This window comes from Tsukamurella sp. 8F (assembly GCF_029167375.1).
Lineage (GTDB): Bacteria > Actinomycetota > Actinomycetes > Mycobacteriales > Mycobacteriaceae > Tsukamurella.
Window position 1 is genome coordinate 39,494 of record NZ_JARFTP010000018.1, and the last position, 22,472, is coordinate 61,965.

The window sequence follows — 22,472 nt, forward strand, 5'->3', positions numbered from 1 at the left end:
GATGCCTGCTGCACGGCTCCGTGCCGTCGTATACCACTGTGTACCAACATATTCCGCAGCCCGAGGAAAGGAGGGCCATTGCCCTCGAACGACCCGCAACTGACCGTCCTCACCCGCAGCGACCTCGCCGACCTCCGGGTGGCGCCGCACGACGCCGTATCGATGGTCGAGGAGGGCTATCTGGCGTACGCGGCCGGCAGATCCCGCAATCCGGCCAAGCTGATGGTGCCGATGCCCGAAGCGGGCCGCGACGCCGTCACCTATTCGATGCTGGGCTACGACGGCTCGCTGGAGCAGGCCGCGTTCAAGACCTCGTACCGGCAGGGCAGCACCAGCGCCGAGAAGTACTACACGACCATCACCCTGTACGACGACGCGAGCGGAATGCCGTTCGCCCTCATGGACTGTCACCGTGTCGGCGCGACCCGGACGCCGGCGTCGACCGCCCTCATCGCGCGTTCCTGTGCGCGCCCGGGAGCGCGCTCCGCCCTGATGGTCGGAACGGGAGCACAAGGCGTACAGACGCTTCCGTATCTACTGACCGTCCTCCCGGGCCTCGAGCATGTGTCACTGTTCGGCACCCACCCAGACGGCATCGCCGCATGCGTCGCCGCCGTCGAGGACGAATTCCCAGGCCGCAAGGTAGAACTCGTCGACGACGTGCGCGAGGCGGCGAGCCGATCGGACATCGTCGTCGCAGCATCGGGCCGAGCAGCGCATCCCAAGATAGAGCTCGGCTGGCTGCCCGAGGGCGGCCTGCTGGTGTCCGTATCGAGCAAGGGGGTCAAGGAGGGCACACTGGCGGAGGCCGACTACACCGTGGCCACGTCGACGGCTCAGGTCGAGGTGACGGGCCGTCGGATGGCGGGCCCCGAGGGCGAGTTCCACGTGGATGCGGAGCTTCCCGAGATCCTGGCCGGCCGCGCGCCGGGGCGGCGATCGGACACCGACCGCGTCTTCGCGTTCTCTAGCGGCATGATCATCACGGATATCCCCGTCGCGCACGCCCTCGCGACCCGCGCGATCGCAGCCGGACGCGGACAGGAGGTGGCGCTGTGGAGCTGACCGAGAAGCCGGCCGCCCCCGAACGGCCCCGGACCGGCGCGCCGGTGACCGACGGGGCCGAGGCCTTCGCGCCGCCGCTACCCGCCGTCGAGCGGGACTGGGCGCCCGCCCTGCGCCGTTCCCCCGAGCTGTGGCAGATCGCTCGCGCCGTGGGCGGCGGGCCGTTCCACGTCGTCCACCCGGGCACGTTCGCCGCCAATCTGCGCGCCATGATCGACGCCCTCGCCGCCGAATCCGTCTCCGGCACCGTGTACTACGGCAAGAAGGCGAACAAGGCGGCGGCCTGGCTGCGCGAAGCGGCCGTCCCCGGAGCAGGCGTCGACGTCGCGAGCGTCCCGGAATTCGCCGCCGCACTGGGCAACGGCATCCGTGCCGAGGACATCGGAGTGACCGGTGCGGCCAAGTCCGGCGGCCTGCTGTGGCTCGCCGCGCGGCACGGCGCGTTGGTCGCCGTCGACGCCGCCGACGAACTCGAGCGCGTCGCGTGCGCCGCGGCAGATGCGGGACGCAGCGTCGACGTGCTGCTGCGGGTCCGTCCACCGTCGGCACCGGAGAGCCGATTCGGCATGGACACCGACAGCCTGCAGGCGGCCGTGCGCCGCTGTTCCGAGCTCGACGGCCGAGTTGAGCTGCGCGGCTTCTCGTTCCACCTGGACGGGTACGCGGTGGAGCCCCGGGCCCGTCTCGCCGACACGCTGGTCGACCTGTGTATCGACGCGCGCGCAGCCGGCCACCGCGCAGATCGAATCAGCATCGGGGGCGGTATCGCCGTCTCGTACGTCACCGAGGAGGACTGGGCGGCATACCGCCACGGCGCGCGGCCCGAGTGGTTCCACGCGGGCCGGATGCCGGAGAAGACGTACCCATACCACCAGGCGCCCACCGGCGCCACGATGGTGACGGCGATCCTGCGCACCGAGAGCCGCGGCAGAGTGCTGGCGGAGCGCCTGCGGGACAACGACATCGAGATCCTGCTCGAACCCGGCCGCGCCCTGGTGGACGGCGCCGGGTTCAGTGTCTTCCCCGTGCAGGGCTTCGAACCGCGGCCGGGCCACGGTGTCACCACCGTGGCCGGCCTGAGCATGAGCCTCTCGGAGCAGTGGAAGGGCAGTGAGTTCCTGCCCGACCCGATCCTCGTTCAGCGCGATCCGAGCAGCGACGGGCCGGTGCGGACATTCGTCGGCGGCGCGAGCTGCATGGAGTACGACGTGCTCACCTGGCGTGCTGTCCGGCTGGATGCGCCGCCCCGCGCCGGAGACCTGCTGGTCTACCCGAACACCGCGGGTTATCAGATGGACAAGAACGAGAGCGGCTTCCACCAGCTGCCACTTCCGCCCAAGGTCGTCGTCGACGACGACCACCGCTGGCACCTCGACACCGAGTTCCCGACCCAGGAGGTCCGATGACACCGCCCGCCGCGGCGTCCCCGCTCGCCGTGCTCCCACGTGAGCTCAGCGGCGACGCCGTCATCGCCCGGCGCACCAGCGAGCTCGTGGGTTCCACGCCTCTACTCGAGCTGGTGCGCACCGGCTCCGGCACCCGCTTGCTGCTCAAGCTGGAGCAGCTCAACCCGACCGGTTCGTGCAAGGTCCGGATGGCCAGGCAGATGGTGCTGGAGGCGGAGGCCGACGGGCGGTTGCGTCCGGGCGGTCGCATCGTCGAGCCCACGTCGGGTAACACCGGCCTGGGCCTGGCCCTGGTCGCGCTGGAGCGCGGCTACCGGTTCACCGCGATCGTCGACCGGCACGCGGCGAAGGACAAGCTGCGCGCCATGGAGGCTATGGGCGCAGAGCTGGTGGTGGTCGAGGCCGACCCGACCGCGGGTCCGAGCAGCATCGAGCGCCGTCGCGTAGCCGCGCAGATCGCCGCCGAGACCGGCGCCTTCCACCCGGATCAGCACAACAATCCCGGCAACGCGAACGGCTACGGCGACCTGGCCGACGAGCTCATCGACCAGCTCGGGACGTTCGACGTCTTGGTGGCGGCACTCGGGACCGGTGGGTCGTTGTGCGGCACGGTGCGCGGGCTGCGGTCACGCGGGGTGATGGCGCAGTCGGTCGCCGTCGAGCCGCGCGGCTCCATCGTGTTCGGCGGCGAACCCGGCGTCTACCACCAGACCGGCGCCGGAAGTCCGGCCGGCTTCCCCATAGGGTGCAACGTCGATCGCGACGTCATAGACATCGACCACCGCGTCGGCGACGGCGACGCCTTCGCTACCGCGCGGGTCGTCGCCCGCCGCACGGGCCTCCTGCTCGGCGGGACCACGGGCGGAGCTATCCACGTCGCGCTGCGGCATCTGGTGCTCTGGCCGGCCGGCAGCACCGTCGTCGTACTCTGCAATGATGCGGGCGAGAAGTACCTCGACTCCGTATACGACGACGACTGGCTCGCCGCGCGCGGCGTGCTCGACGAACCGGCGCACCGCCGCGTCAGACGTTGGCTGAACGCCTACGACGAGTCCGTCCGGGTTGCCGACGACGACCGCGCCTCGCGACGGTCGGAGATGGGAGGGCTGACCGCGTGACGCGGGAACCGCACGGCTATCGCGATGTCCTCGCGCTGGCCTCACCGATCGCCGGGATCCAGCTGGCTCAGGTCGCGCTCACGAGCGTCGACCTCGCGATGCTGGGCCTGATCAACGTGACCGCGGTCGCCGCAGGCGGCCTCGCCATCCTGCTGTACAACCAGGTCCGCACCATGTGCGTCGGAATGGTAACGGGGATAGGCAATCTCGTCGCGACCGAGGCGGGGGCGGGCGAGCGGCGCACCGGATCGCACGCCCTCGATGATGAGGCGAGCGACCGGATCCGGGTGCTGGTGCGCTCGGCACTCCTCGTCGCCACCCTTACCGCGGCGGTGGGTGCCGCCGTGCTCTGCGGACTGGGCGCGGCCTTACCGTTGCTCGGGCAGAAACCCGAGGTGGTGGGACCGGCGCGCGCAATGATCTTCGCGCTGGCCGGCGGCCTCTTCCCGATGGTGTGGCTGAACGTGTTGCGGCAGTTCGCCGTCGGTCTTCGCAGGCCGGGTTCGCTGCTCGCGGTGACCCTCGTGTCGATCGGTGTCAATGCCGTCTGCAACGCCGCCTTCATCTACGGCTGGCTCGGTCTGCCGCACCTCGGCGTAGCCGGTGTAGGACTCTCGACGACCGTCGTGCAGGTGTTCACGCTGGCGGTCTTCGCCTCGGCGCTGCGGCGCGACACCGGGCTGCGCGGGCTCGTCTCGCTGGCCGCGTGGCGCGCCGATTCGGCGACGGTGCGGCACATCGCGCGGCACGGAACGCCCATCGCATTGACCTACGGATCCGAGGCGGCGATCACGTCCATCGCGACGCTGCTCATGGGCGCCTTCGGTCCGGTCATGCTCGCTGCGTCCAATGTGGCCAATCAGCTGGCATACATCGTCTACCAGTGCAACATCGGCCTGTCCCAGGGCTCGTCGATCCTGGTAAGCCGAGCGCTGGGCAAGGGCGACGCGGATGCCGCGCCCGTCATCGCGCGCCGCGCACTGACGCTGTCGTGGTCGTTCATGGCGGTCCTCGCGGTGCTGTTCATCGCGGTGCCGCAGGCGATGCTGTGGCCCTTCCTGCACGGCGCGACCGACCACACCGTCGTCGCCACGGCCTCGACACTGCTGCTGTTCGCCGTCGCTCAGATGTACAGCAAGGGGACACAGAACATCCTGGTCGGGCTGCTGCGCGGCCTGGGCGACACGGTATCCGGGCTGCGCTGCACCCTCGTCGGGTACTGGGCGGTGGGTATCCCCGCGATGCTGCTGTGCGCGTACGCCTTCGGATGGCGCGGCTGGGGCGTGTGGGCCGGGCTGTGCCTGGGCTTCGCTACGACCGCGGTGCTGCTCGCATGGCGGTTCCACGTGCGGGCCGAATCCGCGGCCGCGGCAGCCGTGAGCCCCGTCGACCGCGCAGCCTCGAGCTCCTGACCTCGCCATAGGGTCTCGCCTAGCGGGATACTTCGTCTCGGGAAATGCATGTCCGTTTTGGTACCGTTTCCTGCATGTCGCAGACCACCCGTGCGTCAGCCGACGAGACACTCGCGGCCCAGTGGCACGTCCTCCTGCGCGACTTCTCGCGTCTCAACTGCGCGCTCGACCGCGCCCTGGGCGAGCACAAGCTCTCAGCATCGGAGTTCGAGGTGCTGGAGCAACTCGCCCAGGAGCCGGTCGACGGGCTGCGCATGGCCGACCTGTCGGAACGGGTCCACCTGTCGCAGTCCGCACTGTCTCGCCTCGTCGGTCGGCTCGATCGCGAGTCGCTGCTCACGCGCGAGATCTGCCTCGGCGACCGGCGCTCCGTCATCGCCCGTATCACTGCCGAAGGCGTCGCCCGATACGCGGCGGCGCGCCCCGTGCACCGAGCCGTCCTGCGCGCCGAGGCCTCCCGTTCGCCCATCGGCTCGTACCTCAACGGCGTCCGCTGAGGTCTGGCAGCGCACGGGCATAGAGCGTCCCGACGCCCAGCAGACCCCCGCCGACCAACAGGAACGCGACCGCACGCACCAGACCGTCGAGGGCCGCGAGGTCGAACAGGAAGAGCTTGGCGACCGCGCCACCGATCATCGCGAGGCCCGCGGCCCTCGCCCCCGCACGCCCGCGCCGCCGCGACACCGCGAGCGCCGCCGCACCCGCCGCGATCCACAGCACCGTCGCTACGCCGTGGCCCCACAGGTAGCCCGTGTGCCCACCGAGCGCGTAACCGGCGTTGGCCGACAGGGCGGTCGCAAAAGCCAGCGCCGCGACCGCCCCCGTACCCCACGACGACTCACCCGGGCCGAACCGCCACGCTCCGACCAGCGCGAAAGCGATGCCGCACGCCGATCCGGCCAGCACGGCGGCGGAACCGAGTGGAGCCCAGCGACTCTCGTCTACCGTGGTCGCCACCAGGTCGGGCAGCATCAGCAGGCCGCCTGCGGTACCCAGGACCAGACCCGCCCATCGGGTGGCGGCATCGCGGCCTGCGAATGCGAGCAATGCCGCGCCGCACGCGACTAGTACCGCAGCCCCGGTCGCCGCGCCCAGCGCGACGAGGGCGGCCGCAGCGCCGGCCACCCCGGCCGCGGAGTACCAGGCGCCGCGCACACGTTGGGTCGTGCCCGGCAACCACGCGACGAGCGCCGCGCCGAGCGCGCCCAGCATCAGGCCCGCCGCGGCCAGGCGGTCCGGAGCCGAGACCGGCGCAGCCAACAGCGGAAGCAGCCCGATCAGCCCACCGGCGAGGACCGGTGTTCGATTCCCGGCCCGGACCTCCGGGTCTGCCGCCGCCCACAGCCCGACGAGGCCCGCGGCCAGTGCGGCCGCGACCGCCGCGGGTGCTTCGGCGGCGGTCGCGGCGATCAGCAGCGTGCCCAACGTGACCGCAGTGCCTACCGAGCACACCAGATGCAGCCACGGCCAGCGCCGCGGGCGCCCGATCGGTACCGTCGCTGCGGCGAGCACCAGGGTGAACGCTCCGAGCAGGTAACCGTCGTCGGCGAGCGCCGGTGCCAGCACATAGAGCGGTGCGAGCACGAGTATCCCGAACCACTCCGACCGCCAGCGCGCCGCAAGCGCCAGACCGCCGAGCGCGATCGCTCCCGCGAGCACCAGCCCTACGGCCGGCGGCAACCAGCCGTAGATACCCGTCGCGGCGACCACGTCCAGGTACCCCGCCGCGGCGCCGGTGGCTCCGAGCGCCACCGCTCCTACACGCCCTCCCGGCCTCGTCGACGACCACAGCGCCGCGCCCGTCAGGGCGACGGCCAGCGTGCCGCCCAGGCCGACCCGTACTGCGGGCCCGAGCAGACCGGCCTGCGCAGCCAGCGCAAGCAGGAGTGCGACGCCGATCAGCGTCACGATCGCGCCGCCCGCAGCGAGTACACGCGCCGTAGTCGGTCGCGGCACGGTGACGTGCGGTGTGGCGACGGTCGGTCGAGGCGCGCGGGGCGTGTACAGCGGTCCCGTCGCGGGCTCGAAAGTGCGGGGCCAGGGGCCCGGCACCGCCGGGCCCGACGGCGCCTGGGGCCCCGGCATGCGCACGGGCGCGGAGGGGCGCGGGGCCGGGGGCTGCGGCTGCGGTCCTCCGGCAGGCGTCTGCACGTATCCGGCAGATGTCGCGGGGGCGGACTGCGTCGCCAGCGCAGCGACCTCACCGCGCATCCAGTCGAGACGCCGGGCGGTGATGTCGATCTCCACTGCGAGTCGGTCCAGGCGGGTGCTGTGATCGTTCATGCCTAGTAGCGTCGCGCCAAGGGCGCCTCGGGCGGATGAGTAGTCCTACCCGAATCGGCAGGGGATTCGCACCGGTATCGGGGGCCGGCGTTGCGTCGTCGGCGCTGTGCTCGTCGACTGTGCGCGTGCCGCCCCCGGCGACGAAGGGCTGAAGGCCGGTCTAGCGCCGGAACGCCGCGCAGCCGAATCCCATGTCCAACCGGTTTGCGAAGCAGGCGTATGGGTACCCGCACGAGTGCCGCGATGCCCGCGTGGGCTGTCACGCGGGCGGCCGTCGGCCACGATCCACCGCGACGAAGGGATGTGCATGATCGTCCGCACCACGGCAGAGATCACCGGCAGCGATCGCCAGATCGACACCGAGAACTGGACATCGAAACGAATAATCCTGTCGGACGACGACGTCGGATTCTCACTGCACGAGACGACCGTCGCACCGGACACGCGCACCGACCTGCACTACCCGGACTATGTCGAGGCGGTCTGGCTCATCGAGGGCACGGGCGAGCTCGTCGACCGCGATAACGATCGCATCCACCCGCTCGGACCCGGCACCATGTACCTGCTCGACGGGCACGAGCGGCACACCATCGTCGCGCGAAGCAGGCTACGCATGTACTGCGTCTTCACGCCCGCGGTCCCGCCCGGCAGCCCCTGAGCTGTGCGGTGGGCGAATTCTCCGCCGCCACGCCCACGCCGCGTCACCGACCATCGATGTGGGCCAGCGCCATGAGCATCGCAGTGGCGCGGGCACGGTTCTGCACGGTGTCGACGGCGAAGCCGAGAGCAGCGGACAGCCTGCCTAGACGGTGCGCAACGGTACTGTGGTGCAAGTGGATCCGCTCCGCAGCAGAGCGGAGCGTGCCCGACGCCAGGTACACGCGAAGCGTGTCGACCAGTTCGGCGCCGTGCGGCGTCCGCGCGAGTTCTGTCGCGCGCGCCAGGTCCGGTACGGCCTCCCGCGGTACGGCCCGGCCTGGCGCGATCAGGCACAGGGCGCCCAATTCGTCGGCGAGTACGACGGGGTTATCGGCGGTTGCCTGGGCCCGCGCGAAGCGCGCGTTGTCGACATACCCGGCGATCTCCGCGGCGGGCGCGGACAGCGAGAGGCCGACGCGCGCAGAAGTCTTCGAATCCACGTCCGCCGATACCACGATCAGGACGGTGCCGTCCACCGCTATGGCACATGAACGACCAGCCGGGGCAATGCCTTTCGTTCTCACCTGATCGGTGGCTGCGACCCGCACAGCCGAGTCCGGGCCGAGACCCAGTGCCGAGCAGGCGGTCAGGGCGGACACATCGTCCATCGGGAACAGCAGGTCGCGCGTGTGGTCGGCGGCGGTCGGGGCGCTCCGCGGCGCAAGGATGATCGCGGTGGTGAGCGCCATTCGATCCACGAGCATCTCGTCGAGAGGCAGGGCAGGACCGCGGCGCTCGATCCAGACCGTGCCGACCACGTGGTCACTCACCACCACATCCGCCGACGTCGATGGCTTGCGCTCCTCGTGGGGCTGCCAACGTCCCCGCTCGTCGCACCGGGCGGGCTTGACGCCGGGGAACCCCGAGACGTCGACGCCGACCGTGCAGTCGGCGAGTGCGGCGGCGGCGCGCAGCATTGCCGCGACATCGCCTCCGTGCCGCACCAAAGTGTCGAAGTAGTCGATGACACGGACCAGGCCCGCGGAATCGGCGTCCAACTCCGCGAGCCGATACATCAGCCCCTGCATACGGCGAACCCCTGCATCCGATGAAACTACGAGGCTCGGGCCCCGCTTCGCAAGCCACGCCGCAGGGCATCCAATGCCTCCGCGTGGGCGCGCCGACTGACCTCCGCCGTGGCCACGAGACTCGATCCGTGGAAGGTGCCCGGGAACGAGTGCAGTTCCACACTGCTTCCCGCGCGGAGCAGCCGCACCGCGTAGTCGATGCCCTCGTCGCGCAGCGGGTCCAGTTCCATCGTCGAGACGTACGTCGCGGGCAGCCCGGTCAGGTCGGTGGCGCGTGCGGGCGCCGCGTAGGGCGAGACGTCGGGGTCCTCCGGCCCGGCGTAGGAGTCGCCCAGGTAGTGCCGCCAGGAGTGGATCGCGTTGGGCCGGTGCCACACCGGGGTATCGACGAATTCGATCATCGACGGCGTGGCGAGCCGGTCGTCGAGCTCCGGTATCTCGAGCAGTTGGAAGGCGATGGGCACGACGCCCTCGTCGCGAGCGCGCAACACCGTCGCCGCCGCTAGCCCACCGCCGGCGCTCTGACCGCCGACCGCGATCCGCCCCGCGTCGATGCCGAGCCGTCCGGCCTGTGCGTGCACGTGGCGCAACGCGGCGTAGCAATCGTCCAGCGGCCCTGGGAACGGCGTCTCCGGCGCGAGCCGGTACTCGACATTCGCGACCGCGAAGCCCAGCTCGCGCACCACCGAAACGCAGAACTCGTCGCTCGACGCGGCCGTCCCGATCGCGAAACCGCCGCCGTGCATCCAGACGAGGACCGGGAGCGGGCCGCGCGCCTGCTCCGGAGTGAAGAACCGGATCGGGACGTCGGGAGCGCCGCCCTGGCCCGGGGCCGCGAGCTCGCGGAGTTCCACCCCTTCGAGCGAGATGTCCGCGGCATGCGCCGCCATGAGCTCGTCGAATACGATGCGGGCGGCCGCGGGATCGGCGAAGTCGACCTCGGGGAGCATGCCGAGCACCGCTGCGAGTTCCGGGTCCATCGTGGGGAATTCGGTCATGCGACAAGTCTGGCTTCCCGGGCACCCGCTGTCACCCGGCGCGCGGAGGAACTTTCTGACCGCCCGTCCGACGCGCGTCGGACGGGCAGCTACAGTCGACTGGTCGCGACCGAGAGCCCGGGCGAGCTCGCCGCCCGGAGCGATGTGGGAGTCGCATCGCGGTCGATCACGTGCGCACCGAGCGTCGCGATCATCACTCCGTTGTCTGTGCACAACCGCGGCTTGGGCACGCGCAGATCGAAACCTGCTGCATCGCAACGTTCCTGAGCCAGTTCGCGGATGCGCGAGTTCGCAGTCGCGCCACCGCCCAGAACCAGCGTGTCGACGCCGACGTCCTGCGCCGCGCGAATCGCCTTGAAGGTCAGCACGTCCGCGACGGCCTCCTGGAAGGAGGCGGCTATATCCTCCACACGCAACGCACGCCCCGCCGCCTGCTCGGCCTCGACGTGTCGGGCGACCGCGGTCTTGAGGCCGCTGAACGAGAAGTCGTAACGCGCGTCCTGCTGCCGGGTCATCGCCCTCGGGAACGCGATCGCCTCCCGGTCTCCGCGGCGCGCGAGGTCGTCGATCACGGGGCCGCCCGGGTACCCGAGGCCGAGCAGCCGGGCCACCTTGTCGAAGGCCTCGCCCGCTGCGTCGTCGACGGTGGTACCCAGTTCTGTGATCGGCTCCCCGAGATCCGTCACGTGCAGGAGGTGCGTATGCCCGCCGGACACGAGCAGCGCCACGCACGGCGGCATGGGACCGTGCTCGAGTGTGTCGACTGCGACATGACCGCCCAGGTGGTTGAGCCCGTAGAACGGCAGATCCCACGCCGCCGCATAAGCTTTCGCAGCAGCTACGCCCACGAGCAGCGCGCCCGCGAGCCCCGGTCCGATGGTGACCGCGACAGCGTCTGGCCGCTCTACACCGGCGGCCGCGAGCGCGCGGCGCATCGTCGGGATCACGGCCTCGAGGTGCGCGCGCGAGGCGACCTCGGGCACCACACCGCCATAACGGGCGTGCTCGGCGACCGACGACGCCACCTCGTCCGCCAGCAGCTCGCACGTGCGTGTGTCGGTGTCCCACCGGACCAGGCCCACGCCGGTCTCGTCGCACGAGCTCTCGATCCCCAGGACGATCACGCCGGGTCCCCTTCCTGCAGCGCCGGCCGGCGCATCGTGTACGCATCGGCACCGGACGGCCGATAGTAGCGGCGGCGCAACCCGACCCGCTCGAATCCCGCGCGCTCGTACAGCTCGATCGCGCGATCGTTGTCGGTGCGGACTTCGAGGAACACCGCACCGCCATGGGCATCCGCCTCCGCGAGCAGAGCTCCGAGTAAGGCGCGGCCGACCCCGTCCCCCTGGTAAGCGGGATCCACACCGATGGTGTGGATCTCGGACTCCGGAGCGATGCGCGTGCCCAGCAGACCGATGCCCGCGTACCCGACCAGCCTGCCCTCGTCGCGAGCCGCGAAGAAGCGCACGTGCGGCTGCGCGAGCTCGGATACGAAAGCCTTTGCGGGCCAGGGGCCATCGCCGGCGAACAGGATACGCTCGAGCTCGGCGCAGCGATCCGCATCAGCCTCGGCGAGCGGGGTCAGGTCAGCCACGGGCAGCCGTCTCCACAGCGTCGGGACGTCGCAGGTACAGCGGAACGAGCGGTTCGGGCTCGGTACCGATCAGCGGCGCGGCGGCAGCGACGAGGGTTGCGGGCGTCGGTGCGGCACCCGCGATCACGCGGGCACCGTCGACGATGGCCCCCTCCTCCACCGCGGGCCCGTCGATGCCGAGGTCCGCAGGCTTACACACGTCCGGCCCACCCGTTCGCACACCGTCTGAGTATCTGGCCCAATAGACCTCCCGGCGTCGTGCGTCGGTCACCACCAGGGTGTCGCCCCGACTACCGACCGCGATCGCGTCCAGGCTGCACACCCCGTGCACCGGGATGCCGAGGGCGTCGCCGAACGCCGCGGCCGTCGCCATCCCGACGCGCAGACCGGTGAACGGCCCCGGGCCGCAGCCGACGACGATCGCGCCGATATCGGACCGCGCGAGCCCCGCCTCGTCTAGGCATTCGAGGACGAACGGCGTGAGTACCTCCGCGTGGCCGCGCGAATTCGTCTGGTCCCGCCTAGCGAGGACCGAACGCGTGTCGAGGTCGACGATCCCCACCGTGAGCGAAGGCGTTGCCGTGTCGAGGGCGAGGACGAACATGCCGCGAGTTTACCGAGCGGGGCTTCTCACGCGGCCAGCGCGTAACCGGCGGCGCACGCCGCCAACGACACGATCAACGACGCACCGGCGTACACCGTCGCTGCCACGGCCCTGCGCTGCTGCAGCAATCGCACGGTCTCGACACTGGCCGTGCTGAACGTGGTGTAGCCGCCGCACACGCCCGTCCCCAGCGCGAGTTCCCAGGTCTGCGTGAGTTCGCCGTGGGCGAGCAGACCCGCCAGCACACCGAGCACCAGCGAGCCCGTGATGTTGATGCCGAACGTCGCCCAGTGCCCGAGCGCGCCCCACCTGGCGCGGGCGGTGCCGTCGAGTGTGAAGCGCAGCAGAGCGCCCAGGCCGCCGCCGAGTGCGACCAGCAACGCCGTCATTCGTCGGCCCCGGATACGAGACGTGCGGCGACTGCAACACCCACGGCAGCCGCCACCAGACCGCCGACGACGGTGACCGCCAGATACGTCACGCCCGCGCCTACATGCCCGCCCGCGAAGAGCGAGCGGCCGTCGAGGGCGAACGTGCTGTACGTCGTGAGGCCCCCGCAGAACCCCGTCCCGAGGAGCAGGCGCAGCCGCCGGCGATGGCCGTGGTCCGGGCCTGCCAGCACCAGCGTCTCGAGCAGGCAGCCGAGGACGAAGGCACCCACGAGGTTGACGATCAGGGTCGCCCACGGCATGTGCCCGGCGGATGTCGGCAGCAGGCACGCGACGCCGTAACGGGCGACACTGCCCACCGCGCCGCCCGCGAAGACGAGCGCGAGGGGCGCGGGTCGCAGGTGCAGGGCGCGTTCGGGGGGACGCAGCGTCGCGGGCGACTCCATCTCCTTGCTCATAGGCCGTCCCGCGCAGGTACGAAGACCAGCGGGAGGATGCGGTTGCGCGCGAGCACCCCGCGCGCGACGCGGCTGCCGAAGAGCTCCTCCACCACGCCACGGACGCCGCCGTGCGGGCTACCCAGTACGACCGCGTACGCATCGGCCTGTTCCGCGACGCGCAGCAGCAGGCGGGCGGGCGCCTCACCACGGGCGACGTGATACGTCCAACCGGCCGGCACGCCCACGAGCAGCTCGTGCTTGACGCTGCGCGACAGGTCGTCCAGACGCGCGTCGAGGGCGTCCTCCCAATCGTCCCCGTCGGGGTCGATCGGGGTGTCGACGAGGTCCTCGATATGCACCACGTCGAGGCGCGCACCGATTCTGCTTGCGAGGTCGGCGGCGAATCGAAGCGCCGCGACGCTCGCCGGGTCACCGTCCCAGCCCACGACGACCGGCGGCGCGGAGGGTTCGGGTCCGGGCGGGTCGGTGGAGTGATCGGCGACCAGCGGCCTGGGCGCTTCACGCATGACTGCCTCCTACGCAGACGTATCGGGGCGACGTCGGTCGCCGGGCGTCTCGTAGGAACCATCAGCCTGCGGGCGGTTCGGGAGTCCGTTTCGACTCCCAGGCGGGATCCATCGCCGTCTGACCGTGAGCATACCCTGCGGCCGAACCCGGTCAGTCCAGCGGCAGCCCGAAGGAACGGATGATCCGACGTGCGACGGCGCGTACCTCGGAGCGCGCTGCGTTCCGGTCCTCCGCTCGCGAGACGTACAGCGCGGACTCGTCGATCGCGCCCAGCACCACGTGGGCGATCGGACGAAGCGGCTGCGGCTGCATCGCTCCCACCTCGACTGCGCGTGCGAGCAACGCCTCGATCACCGCCATGCCGTACTGCTCGCCCCGGGCGCGCCACTCCTCCCACCCGAGCACCGCAGGCGCGTCGACCAGGGAGATGCGCGTGATCCCCGGCTCGGTGAGCGCATCGAGGATCGCATCGAATCCGATCTCCATGGCGCGCAACGGATCTTCCGGGTCCGCGGCTCCGATGACACCCGCGGCGTGACCGATCGCTTCCCGCTCGATGTCATCGAATACCTCGATGAACAGACCGCGTTTGTCCCCGAACTGGTGGTACAGCGCGCCACGGGTGACCCCTGCCGCGTCGACGATCGCCTGGGTGCCGACACCCGCGTACCCGTGCTCGGCGAACAGAGCCCTGGCCGCCGCCTTCAGCGCGGCCTTGGTCGCGGCCGTGCGCTCGGCCTGCGTTCTCCTATTGACTTCCATACAGGTTGCACGTAACTTTCATACCGAGTGTTCGTAAGTGTTGGAGCAGTCCTCGAAAGGATACGACCATGCGGCCCACCAGCATTGCTACACGCTCGGCCGGAAGCCCCACAACAGCGTGGTACATCGCGTTGGCGGCCATCGGCACTGTGCTCCCCTGGATCTTCTTCGCCGCATTCTTCGGTGCCAACGGTCCCGATGTGCCCGCCTTCCTACGTGGAATCTTCGCCAACGGTGCCGCCGGCGGATTCACGGCCGACGTACTGATCAGCATCGCCGTCTTCCTCGTATGGTCCTATCCCGACGCACGCACCCGGGCGGTCCGGCACTGGTGGCTGGTGCTCCCATCACTCTGCGTGGTCGGCCTGTCGCTCGCATTCCCGCTATACCTGGTGCTTCGTCACCGAACAGTCGAAACACCCGGTCCGACAACGAAAGAAGCAACGAGATGAACCTGGCCGAATTGCCTTCGGGCACCGTCGAATACCGGACGTACGGGCCCGAGGAGTCCGAGCACCCTCCCGTTCTGTTCGTACACGGGGTCGTCATGGACCTACAGCTGTGGGACCGGGTCGCCGAGACGCTCGGGGCCGCCGGTTATCGCTGCTTCGCCGTCACCTGGCCGCTCGGTTCGCACCGAATCGCCTGGGGCGCTGGGGCGGACCGCACGGCTAGAGGTGCCGCCGGGCTGATCGCCGAGTTCGTCTCCGAGCGCGGGCTCGAGGGCTGCACGCTGGTCGCGGTCGACACCGGCGGCGCGATCAGCCAATATCTCATCCACGACCGGCCCGAGCTGATCGGCCGCGCAGTGCTGATGAACTGCGACTGCTTCGACACGTTCCCACCCCAGCCGTTCGCGCTGCTGTTCTCCCTCCTGCGGCGCCGACCCCTGATCCGTCCGCTGATGTCGTTGATGCGCAGCGACGCGCTTCGCCGCTCGCCGCTCGGTTTCGGGCTGCTGAGCACGGTCATCGATCCGGAGATGACCGAATCGTGGGTCCGCCCACTGCTGACCGATCCCGCCGTCCGCGACGACCTGGCCGCACTCCTGAACAACCTCGAGCCGCGCGAGCTCGCCTCGATAACCCCCAGGATGCGGGACTTCGGCAAGCCGGTGACCCTGGTATGGGGTATGGACGACCGCTGCTTCACGCCCGAGCTGGGCCGCCGACTCGCCGACGCGTTCGGCAACGCGGAGTTCGTGGAGGTGCCGGATGCACGCACGTTCGTCTGTATCGACCGGCCCGATGCCGTGGTCGGCGCGATCACCAGGATCACGACGAACGCCTGAAACCTGTCGGGGGTAGGGCGGACCATGGAGTCATGGTCAACGCACAGCAGATAGCAGCAGCCGACGTCCCCGACTGGGCCCCCATCCTGAGGGGCCTCTACACCCGTTTCCGCACGGGCGATTTCAACAAGGGCATCCGTCTGGTGGATGCGTTCGCGGAAGCTGCGGACGTCGCCGATCACCACCCGGAGGTGGTCCTGACGTACGGCCACGTCGACGTACGGCTCACCAGCCACGACGCGGGCGACGTCACCGAACGCGACCTCGCCCTCGCGCGCACGTTCTCGGAGATCGCCGCGACGCAGAACGTCCCCGCCGCGCCCGGCGAGCGATGTCTCGTCGAGCTGGGTCTCGACACCGCGGACGCCACTCGGATCGCCCCTTTCTGGTCGGCGGTCCTCGGCCAGCCGGTCTCGGACGGCGAGGTCACGGACCCGACGGGGATCGGGCCGACCATCTGGTTCCAGCCGACCGAACCGCACGAGCCCCCACGGCAACGCTTCCACCTCGACGTATGGGTGGACCCGCGGGTCGTTCGAGAACGGATCGACGCGGCCCTCGCCGCAGGCGGGACGCTCGTTTCCGACGCCGAGGCGCCCCGGTTCTGGATCCTCGCCGACACGCAGGGCAACAAGGCGTGCCTCTGCACAGCGGAGGATCGCTAGGGCGGGCCCTAGCGAAGCCGAACGTCGGTGACCGCCTGTCCCGGGGCGCCGACCGCCGAATCGGACCAGCCGCTCCTCTGGAAGGGCGATGCCTTCGAGACGACGGGTGCTGCGCGCACTCCAGGTCGAGCACCGTCGCCGGATCAGGCGGTGCGCCAGTCCCATTCGGCGGTGCGGACGTCGGAGTGCGCGAGGCGCGTGAGTCGGACGTGCAGGTATCGCTCGGCGAGCCGCTCGGCGACGCCCTCCCCCCACTCCACGACGACGACGGAGTCCTCGAGATCGGAATCCAGATCCAGCGCGTCCAGTTCCCCCAGCCCGCCGAGGCGATAGGCGTCGACGTGGATCATGCCCGGGCCTCCGTCGGGCCCGGGCGCATGCTCGCGGGCGATGACGAATGTCGGGCTCGAAACGCGCCCCTGCACCCCGAGGCCGGCGGCGATGCCCCGCGAGAGTGCGGTCTTCCCCGCTCCGAGCGGACCGTCGAGGATCACCAGATCACCCGCTGTCAGCTGGGCGGCGAGATCGCGGCCGAGCTCTTCGGTGTCCTCGACACGCTCGAGAGTCCGGGCACGCACCCGCTCGCTGCTCACACTTCCACCCTTACCCTGGCGACCAGTTCGACCAGCGCCTGCGCGATAGTCGACGCCGCCTCCATGATGAGCATGTGCCCGGCGCCCTCGACCACCAGGAACCTGCAGTCGAGCTCGACCGCCATGTTCTTCGAGTTCCGCAGCGGCGTGAGCCAGTCGTGGTCACCGCACACCACGACCGCGTCGGCGCGACGCAGCACCGGCAGGGCCGCGCGCTCGTCGTAGCGCTCCAGCGCCGTGAAGAAGCCCGCCATCGTGGCGATCGGCGCGGTGAGGCTCATCGACGTCGAGAACCCGGTCATCGTGGCGCTGCGCCGCCCGGTCCCATAGGCGCCAGCGGTCACCAGGGGTGCCGCGATCGGCTTGATCGCATCACGGCCGTGGCCCACCACGGAGGGCAGATACCGGACCGCGACGCGGAACAGGTCGAGCATCGGGTTCCTCAGAGCCGTCGCGAGCCCCGCGTCGGTGAGACCGTGGGCAGCGGTCCCGAGCAATGCCACGCCGCGCACCCGCGCCTGCGGACCGAACAACTCGGGATGCCCACTCGCGCACCCGAAGATGGCCATCCCGCCCATCGAATGGCCGGCGAGCACGATCGGTCCGACGGGTATGAGATCATCGATGACGGTCGCTATGTCGTCGCCCAGGAGCTCGACGGTGCTCTGCTCCACGGTGGCCGCACCCGAGTCACCGTGGCCGCGGCAGTCCGGGAAGATCATCCGCACCGACGGCCCCCAGCGCCGTTCGAGTTCGCGCCGCACGAAGTGCCAACTCGCCGATCGCAGCGTGAAGCCGTGCACGAAGATCACAGTCACCGGTGCGTCGACCGGTCCCACTTCGCGGACGGTCAGCGGGATTCCGTCGCGGCTGAGGAGGACCGTCTGCCGATCTACGGGGCACGCGAAGTCCTCGCCCGCGTAGGCGTCGGGGACGTCTGCGCGCAGTCCGAACGCCCGCGTCGCATACGTGATCCCCGCGGCGGCGGCGACCGCGGCTCCCGCACCGATCCCCGCGAGGACGGACGGCTGCGCGATGCGACGGCTCACGACGCGCCTCCGCCGGCGTACCGCCGCACCACCCGTCCGTGGACGCCGGTGAGGATCTCGTAGTCGATGGTGCCGACCAGGTCGGCCCAGTCCTTGGCGGTCGGCTCGCCCTCCCGGACACCTCCGAACAGCACGGCGGTGTCGCCCTCCGAGACGCCTCCGCCGTCGGGACCGAGGTCGACGACGAACTGGTCCATGCAGATGCGTCCGACACCGCGGAAGCGGCGGCCGTCGATCGCGACTTCGAGCCGGTTGCCGAGCGAACGCACGACACCGTCGGCGTACCCGGCGGGGATCAGCCCGACGACGGTGTCCCGCGGCGCGATCCACTCGTGGCCGTAGGAGACGCCGTCCCCTGCGGTGAGCCGCTTGGTCAGGATCACGGGGGCCGCGAGCGTCATGACCGGTCGCAGACCGAAGTCGTCGCCCTCGATCGGTGAGCGACCATACAGCGCGATACCGGGACGAACCATGTCGAAGCGCAGGTCAGGGCGCGTCAGTGTGGCCCCGGAGTTCGCAGCGTGCACCACGGTGGGCGACAGACCTGCGCCCCGGGCCTGCGCGACGGCCGCAGTGAGCCGGTCCCGCTGCACGTCGAGGAACGGATGCCCCGGTTCGTCGCCGTGCGCGAGATGCGTGAACACGCCGTGGACGTGCACGGTGCCGTCCGCCTCGGAACGCACGAGCGCATCGAGCATCGCGTCCCACTCCGCCGGCGCGACGCCGTTGCGAGACAGCCCGGTGTCCACCTTGACGTCGATCTCCGCCGTGACGCCGACGGCCCGGGCATCGGCTGCGACCGTGGCGAGCTGGCGCGGCGAGCTCACGCCCAGGCGGACTCCGGCCTCGATCGCGGGCCCGAAACCCGACGTCGAGAGCCAGGACAGGATCGGCGCGGTGATACCCGCGGCGCGCAGCGCGAGCGCCTCGTCGACCGTGGTCACCCCGATCTCGGCAGCGCCCGCAGCAAGCGCGGCGCGCGCGATCTGCGGGGCACCGTGCCCGTAGCCGTCGGACTTGACGACGGCCATGACGGGCGTGCCCCCGGCTCGGGCGGCGAGGATGCGGACGTTGTGGGCGACTGCGTCGAGGTCGACGTGTGCGGTGAGGCGGTCTACCGTGAGCGCTCGGCCCTGGGCTGCTGTTGTCATGGCCCAGCAAGGATATCCTCCGCACCCGCCGTCAGCGGCGGCCGAGCACCTCGCGGAGGACCGTGGTGACGGCCGCGGAGATGCTCGATGCCGACGTCGGCGCGCCACCCGCAGCGCGGTCCGCCGCCTGCGAGTGCACGCGTGTCGCCAGACCACCGGCTTCGAGCGGCGACAGGCCGCTCGCGAGGAGCGCGCCGCACATGCCTGTAAGTACGTCCCCCGAGCCGGGCGTCGCTGCCCACGCGCTGCCGGCGGTATCCAGGACGGCGTGGCCTTGCGGGTCCGCGACGACGGTCACGAACCCCTTGAGCAGCACCGTGGCGCCGAGCTCTAGGGCCAGGGCACGGGCAGCACCGACCCGGTCGCCGCCGTCGAGCAGCCGCTGCGCCTCGGGCGCGATCGCATCCGCAAGCCGTGCGAACTCGCCCGCGTGCGGCGTGAGCAGGGTGGGCGCCTCCCTGCGTATCGGCGAGCGGGCCAGCAGAGTGAGGGCATCGGCGTCGATCACCAGCGGCAGATTTGTGGCCAGCAGGGCGGCGAGGAGGCTCGCCGATTCGTCGTCCGTGCCGAATCCCGGGCCGACCGCCCAGGCCTGCACCCGGCCGGCGTCGGCGGGCCGATCGGCCGCGACCACCTCGGGCCACGCAGCGAGCACGTCTGGCCGCGCGGTCCCCGCGTATCGCACCATGCCCGACGTCGCGCGCACCGCGGCCCCGGTCGCCAGAACCGCTGCCCCCGGGTACGCGTGGCTGCCCGCCGCGATGCCCACGACGCCTTGCGAATACTTGTCGTCGAGCGGCCCGGGAACGGGCCATCTGTCGCGGACGTCGGCATCGTCATAGCAGGTCGAATCCGGTGCGGAGAGCGCGAGGCCGATGTCGATCGACTCGACGCGCCCGCACTCCCGCGGCGCAAGCGCATGCACCGGCTTGTACGCGCCGAATGCGACGGTCACGGCTGCCGTCACGTGCGGGCCGCCCGTCGCCCCCGTGCTGACGTCGACGCCCGACGGCGTGTCGGCCGCGACGATCGGCGCCCGAAGGTCTGCCACCAGCTCGGCTGCTGCGGGGCGCAGCGGACCCCGCGCGGAGATCCCGACGATGCCGTCCACCACCAGGTCCGGCGTGTCCGGCCGTACGACTACGCGGCCGCCTGCGTTGCGCAGGGCCTCCAGACCGGCTCTGTGCGCACGGTCCGGCGCGAGTAGGACGGCATCGACACGGACCCCGCGACGCCGCAGGAACGCGCCTGCGTGCAAGGCGTCACCGCCGTTGTCGCCGGAACCGACCAGCAGCGTCACCCGTCGACCGGCCACGCCGCCCGTCCGTTCCAGCAGCTCGGCCGCGACGACGCCCGCGAGGCCGTACGCGGCACGGCGCATGAGGGCGCCGTCGGGCAGAGCCGCGAGGAGAGGCGCCTCCGCCGCCCGTACCTGTTCCGGTGTGAAGTAGCCGCGCATCACTCCACTGTGACGGACTTGGCGAGGTTGCGCGGCTTGTCCACGTCGTAGCCACGGGCCTGCGCGACCTCGGCCGCGAAGAACTGCAACGGCACGGTCGCCAGCAGCGGCTGTAGCAGCGTCGGGGCGGCCGGGATCTCGATGAGATGGTCGGCATGCGCCGCGACGGCGGTATCGCCCTCCTCCGCGATGACGATGGTGCGGGCACCGCGCGCCTGGATCTCGCGGATGTTGGATACCAGCTTGCTGTGCAGTACGGCGCGGCCGCGCGGCGACGGCATGACGACGATGACCGGCAGCCCGTCGTCGATGAGCGCGATCGGCCCATGCTTGAGCTCGCCCGCCGCGAAGCCCTCTGCATGCATGTACGCGAGTTCTTTGAGCTTGAGCGCGCCTTCGAGCGCGACCGGGTATCCGACGTGTCGGCCGAGGAACAGGACCGTGCTCGCCGACGCGAGCTCGCGCGCGAGCTCCCGCACCTGCGTCTCCGTGCCGAGAACCTTCTGCACGAGCGCGGGCATCGCCTCCAGCTCGCGATACTCGCGACCCACCTCGTCGGGGTACTTGGTACCTCGGGCCTGTGCGAGCGCCAGCCCGACCAGGTAGTTGGCCGTGACCTGCGCGAGGAACGCCTTCGTCGAGGCGACGCCGATCTCGGGCCCGGCTCGGGTGTACAGCACCGCCTCGGACTCGCGCGGGATCTGCGCGCCGTTGGTGTTGCAGACGGCCAGGACGCGGGCCTTCTGCTCACGGGCGTGCCGAACGGCCTCGAGGGTGTCGGCGGTCTCCCCCGACTGGCTGATCGCGACGACCAGCGTGCTCCGGTCGAGCACCGGATCGCGGTAGCGGAACTCGCTCGCCAGCTCGACCTCGCAGGGCAGGCGCGTCCAATGCTCGATGGCGTACTTCGCGACCAGACCCGAGTGGTACGCGCTGCCGCACGCGACGATGAACACCTTGTCTATGTCCCGCAGTTCCTGATCCGACAGCCGACGCTCGTCCAACACGATCCGGCCGCCCTCGAAGTGCCCCAGCAGCGTGTTCTCGATCGCGGCCGGCTGCTCCTCGATCTCCTTGAGCATGAAGTAGTCGTGGCCGCCCTTCTCCGCCGCCTCGAGATCCCAGTCGATGCGGAACGGCCTGCCGAGTTGCTCCTCGCCGGCGAAGTCCGTGATCCGGTAGCCGCCTGCGGTGATGGTGACGATCTGGTCCTGGCCCAGCTCGACGGCGTCGCGCGTGTGCTCGATGAACGCCGCGACGTCGGAGCCGAGGAAGGTCTCCCCCTCGCCGACGCCCACCACCAACGGCGTCGACCTGCGCGCCGCGACGATCGTGCCCGGGTGCTCCGCGTGGCAGAACAGCACGGTGAACGCACCGTCGAGACGTCGCAGCGCAGCGTACGCCGCCGCAACGAAGTCACCCCTCGCCGCGCCGGACGTGTACTCGCGCTGCACGAGCTGGACCGCCACCTCGGTGTCGGTCTCCGACTCGAACTCGACGCTGTCGGCCTCCAGCTCCGCGCGCAGCGCCGCGTAGTTCTCGATGATCCCGTTGTGCACAACAGCGAAACCTCCCGCGATATGCGGGTGCGCATTGCGGTCGGTAGGGCGGCCGTGCGTCGCCCAGCGCGTATGACCCATCCCCGTCGTACCCGCGAACTCGCCGTCGCGGCCTGCGAGCGCATCCGTCAGGTTCGCCAGCTTTCCAGCCCGCTTCTCGACGGTGACATGCCCGCTCTCCGGCGTCCCCGCAGAGCACAGGTCCGGACCGTCATCTCCGTTTCCGGCACCGACCACGACCACTCCGGCAGAGTCGTAGCCGCGGTACTCCATCCGTCGCAGCGCCTCGACCACCACGCCCAGTGCCGGCCGGTGGCCGACGTAGCCCACGATTCCGCACATGGGTTGAAGGCTACGTCAGCGGGCACGCAGATCCCGG

24 protein-coding genes and 1 riboswitch are annotated in these 22,472 nt (G+C 70.8%); of the genes, 9 read left to right on the forward strand and 15 right to left on the reverse strand.

Going from position 1 to position 22,472, the window contains the following annotated elements:
- The first annotated feature begins 78 nt into the window (after nucleotides 1–78).
- The 5 genes from P0W64_RS14625 (at nucleotide 79) to P0W64_RS14645 (ending at nucleotide 5,498) form a co-directional block, all read left to right on the forward strand.
- A complete protein-coding gene (locus P0W64_RS14625; protein WP_275480877.1) occupies nucleotides 79–1,065 on the forward strand; it encodes an ornithine cyclodeaminase in 987 nt (328 codons plus the stop codon).
- Complete coding sequence (locus tag P0W64_RS14630) at nucleotides 1,056–2,471, forward strand: alanine racemase (protein WP_275480878.1); 1,416 nt, start codon at nucleotides 1,056–1,058, stop codon at nucleotides 2,469–2,471. The genes P0W64_RS14625 and P0W64_RS14630 overlap by 10 nt, the downstream gene beginning before the upstream one ends.
- Complete coding sequence (locus P0W64_RS14635) at nucleotides 2,468–3,589, forward strand: cysteine synthase family protein (protein ID WP_275480879.1); 1,122 nt, start codon at nucleotides 2,468–2,470, stop codon at nucleotides 3,587–3,589. The genes P0W64_RS14630 and P0W64_RS14635 overlap by 4 nt, the downstream gene beginning before the upstream one ends.
- Nucleotides 3,586–5,001, forward strand: a complete 1,416-nt coding sequence (locus tag P0W64_RS14640; RefSeq protein ID WP_275480880.1) for an MATE family efflux transporter — start codon at nucleotides 3,586–3,588, stop codon at nucleotides 4,999–5,001. Before P0W64_RS14635 ends, P0W64_RS14640 begins: the two co-directional genes overlap by 4 nt.
- Nucleotides 5,002–5,075: 74 nt before the next feature.
- Nucleotides 5,076–5,498 (forward strand): MarR family transcriptional regulator, encoded by a 423-nt coding sequence (locus P0W64_RS14645; protein ID WP_275480881.1) that lies wholly within the window; start codon nucleotides 5,076–5,078, stop codon nucleotides 5,496–5,498.
- Here P0W64_RS14645 and P0W64_RS14650 read toward each other — a convergent pair.
- Nucleotides 5,482–7,284, reverse strand: a complete 1,803-nt coding sequence (locus P0W64_RS14650) for a DUF2339 domain-containing protein (protein ID WP_275480882.1) — start codon at nucleotides 7,282–7,284, stop codon at nucleotides 5,482–5,484. The two genes, P0W64_RS14645 and P0W64_RS14650, sit on opposite strands and share 17 nt — an antisense overlap.
- Nucleotides 7,285–7,591: 307 nt before the next feature.
- Between P0W64_RS14650 and P0W64_RS14655 the strand changes: the two genes are divergently transcribed.
- Nucleotides 7,592–7,942, forward strand: a complete 351-nt coding sequence (locus P0W64_RS14655) for an ectoine synthase (RefSeq protein WP_275480883.1) — start codon at nucleotides 7,592–7,594, stop codon at nucleotides 7,940–7,942.
- A gap of 43 nt (nucleotides 7,943–7,985) precedes the next feature.
- Here the strand turns inward: P0W64_RS14655 and P0W64_RS14660 are convergent, their stop codons facing one another.
- The 9 genes from P0W64_RS14660 to P0W64_RS14700 form a co-directional block, all read right to left on the reverse strand.
- On the reverse strand, nucleotides 7,986–9,011 hold the full coding sequence (locus tag P0W64_RS14660) for a helix-turn-helix domain-containing protein (protein ID WP_275480884.1): 1,026 nt from the start codon (nucleotides 9,009–9,011) through the stop codon (nucleotides 7,986–7,988).
- A gap of 26 nt (nucleotides 9,012–9,037) precedes the next feature.
- Nucleotides 9,038–10,009: an alpha/beta hydrolase gene (locus tag P0W64_RS14665; RefSeq protein WP_275480885.1), complete on the reverse strand. Its 972-nt coding sequence runs from the start codon at nucleotides 10,007–10,009 to the stop codon at nucleotides 9,038–9,040.
- A gap of 89 nt (nucleotides 10,010–10,098) precedes the next feature.
- Nucleotides 10,099–11,133 (reverse strand): tRNA (adenosine(37)-N6)-threonylcarbamoyltransferase complex transferase subunit TsaD, encoded by a 1,035-nt coding sequence (gene tsaD, locus P0W64_RS14670; RefSeq protein WP_275480886.1) that lies wholly within the window; start codon nucleotides 11,131–11,133, stop codon nucleotides 10,099–10,101.
- Entirely contained in the window at nucleotides 11,130–11,603 is a 474-nt protein-coding gene (gene rimI / locus P0W64_RS14675) for a ribosomal protein S18-alanine N-acetyltransferase (RefSeq protein ID WP_275480887.1), read from the reverse strand. The genes tsaD and rimI overlap by 4 nt, the downstream gene beginning before the upstream one ends.
- Nucleotides 11,596–12,207: a tRNA (adenosine(37)-N6)-threonylcarbamoyltransferase complex dimerization subunit type 1 TsaB gene (gene tsaB, locus P0W64_RS14680; protein ID WP_275480888.1), complete on the reverse strand. Its 612-nt coding sequence runs from the start codon at nucleotides 12,205–12,207 to the stop codon at nucleotides 11,596–11,598. Before tsaB ends, rimI begins: the two co-directional genes overlap by 8 nt.
- A 26-nt stretch (nucleotides 12,208–12,233) precedes the next feature.
- Entirely contained in the window at nucleotides 12,234–12,596 is a 363-nt protein-coding gene (locus P0W64_RS14685; RefSeq protein WP_275480889.1) for a CrcB family protein, read from the reverse strand.
- On the reverse strand, nucleotides 12,593–13,054 hold the full coding sequence (gene crcB / locus P0W64_RS14690; protein ID WP_275480890.1) for a fluoride efflux transporter CrcB: 462 nt from the start codon (nucleotides 13,052–13,054) through the stop codon (nucleotides 12,593–12,595). Before crcB ends, P0W64_RS14685 begins: the two co-directional genes overlap by 4 nt.
- Nucleotides 13,051–13,563 carry a universal stress protein gene (locus P0W64_RS14695; RefSeq protein WP_275480891.1) on the reverse strand — a complete coding sequence of 171 codons (513 nt, stop codon included), beginning with the start codon at nucleotides 13,561–13,563 and terminating at the stop codon, nucleotides 13,051–13,053. The genes crcB and P0W64_RS14695 overlap by 4 nt, the downstream gene beginning before the upstream one ends.
- Nucleotides 13,564–13,608: 45 nt before the next feature.
- A riboswitch (Fluoride riboswitch) is annotated at nucleotides 13,609–13,688 on the reverse strand.
- A gap of 26 nt (nucleotides 13,689–13,714) precedes the next feature.
- Nucleotides 13,715–14,326 (reverse strand): TetR/AcrR family transcriptional regulator, encoded by a 612-nt coding sequence (locus tag P0W64_RS14700; RefSeq protein ID WP_275480892.1) that lies wholly within the window; start codon nucleotides 14,324–14,326, stop codon nucleotides 13,715–13,717.
- A 68-nt stretch (nucleotides 14,327–14,394) separates the two neighbouring features.
- On the opposite strand from P0W64_RS14700, the gene P0W64_RS14705 reads away from it, so the two are divergent.
- Genes P0W64_RS14705 through P0W64_RS14715 form a run of 3 tightly spaced genes read left to right on the forward strand, consistent with a single transcriptional unit; the run spans nucleotide 14,395 to nucleotide 16,282 of the window.
- The gene (locus tag P0W64_RS14705) at nucleotides 14,395–14,778 is read left to right on the forward strand and encodes a DUF2834 domain-containing protein (protein ID WP_275480893.1); all 384 of its coding nucleotides are present in this window, start codon (nucleotides 14,395–14,397) and stop codon (nucleotides 14,776–14,778) included.
- Entirely contained in the window at nucleotides 14,775–15,617 is an 843-nt protein-coding gene (locus tag P0W64_RS14710) for an alpha/beta hydrolase (RefSeq protein WP_275480894.1), read from the forward strand. Before P0W64_RS14705 ends, P0W64_RS14710 begins: the two co-directional genes overlap by 4 nt.
- 32 nt (nucleotides 15,618–15,649) lie before the next feature.
- Nucleotides 15,650–16,282: a VOC family protein gene (locus P0W64_RS14715; RefSeq protein ID WP_275480895.1), complete on the forward strand. Its 633-nt coding sequence runs from the start codon at nucleotides 15,650–15,652 to the stop codon at nucleotides 16,280–16,282.
- A 143-nt stretch (nucleotides 16,283–16,425) separates the two neighbouring features.
- Here P0W64_RS14715 and tsaE read toward each other — a convergent pair whose 3' ends face one another.
- From tsaE to glmS, 5 genes are read right to left on the reverse strand one after another with little or no spacing between them, the layout of a single operon-like run.
- Complete coding sequence (gene tsaE / locus P0W64_RS14720; protein ID WP_275480896.1) at nucleotides 16,426–16,875, reverse strand: tRNA (adenosine(37)-N6)-threonylcarbamoyltransferase complex ATPase subunit type 1 TsaE; 450 nt, start codon at nucleotides 16,873–16,875, stop codon at nucleotides 16,426–16,428.
- A complete protein-coding gene (locus P0W64_RS14725) occupies nucleotides 16,872–17,924 on the reverse strand; it encodes an alpha/beta hydrolase (RefSeq protein WP_275480897.1) in 1,053 nt (350 codons plus the stop codon). The genes tsaE and P0W64_RS14725 overlap by 4 nt, the downstream gene beginning before the upstream one ends.
- Nucleotides 17,921–19,075: an alanine racemase gene (gene alr, locus P0W64_RS14730; protein ID WP_275480898.1), complete on the reverse strand. Its 1,155-nt coding sequence runs from the start codon at nucleotides 19,073–19,075 to the stop codon at nucleotides 17,921–17,923. The genes P0W64_RS14725 and alr overlap by 4 nt, the downstream gene beginning before the upstream one ends.
- A 31-nt stretch (nucleotides 19,076–19,106) precedes the next feature.
- Complete coding sequence (locus P0W64_RS14735; RefSeq protein WP_275480899.1) at nucleotides 19,107–20,534, reverse strand: NAD(P)H-hydrate dehydratase; 1,428 nt, start codon at nucleotides 20,532–20,534, stop codon at nucleotides 19,107–19,109.
- On the reverse strand, nucleotides 20,534–22,435 hold the full coding sequence (gene glmS, locus P0W64_RS14740; protein WP_275480900.1) for a glutamine--fructose-6-phosphate transaminase (isomerizing): 1,902 nt from the start codon (nucleotides 22,433–22,435) through the stop codon (nucleotides 20,534–20,536). Before glmS ends, P0W64_RS14735 begins: the two co-directional genes overlap by 1 nt.
- Nucleotides 22,436–22,472 lie beyond the last annotated feature (37 nt).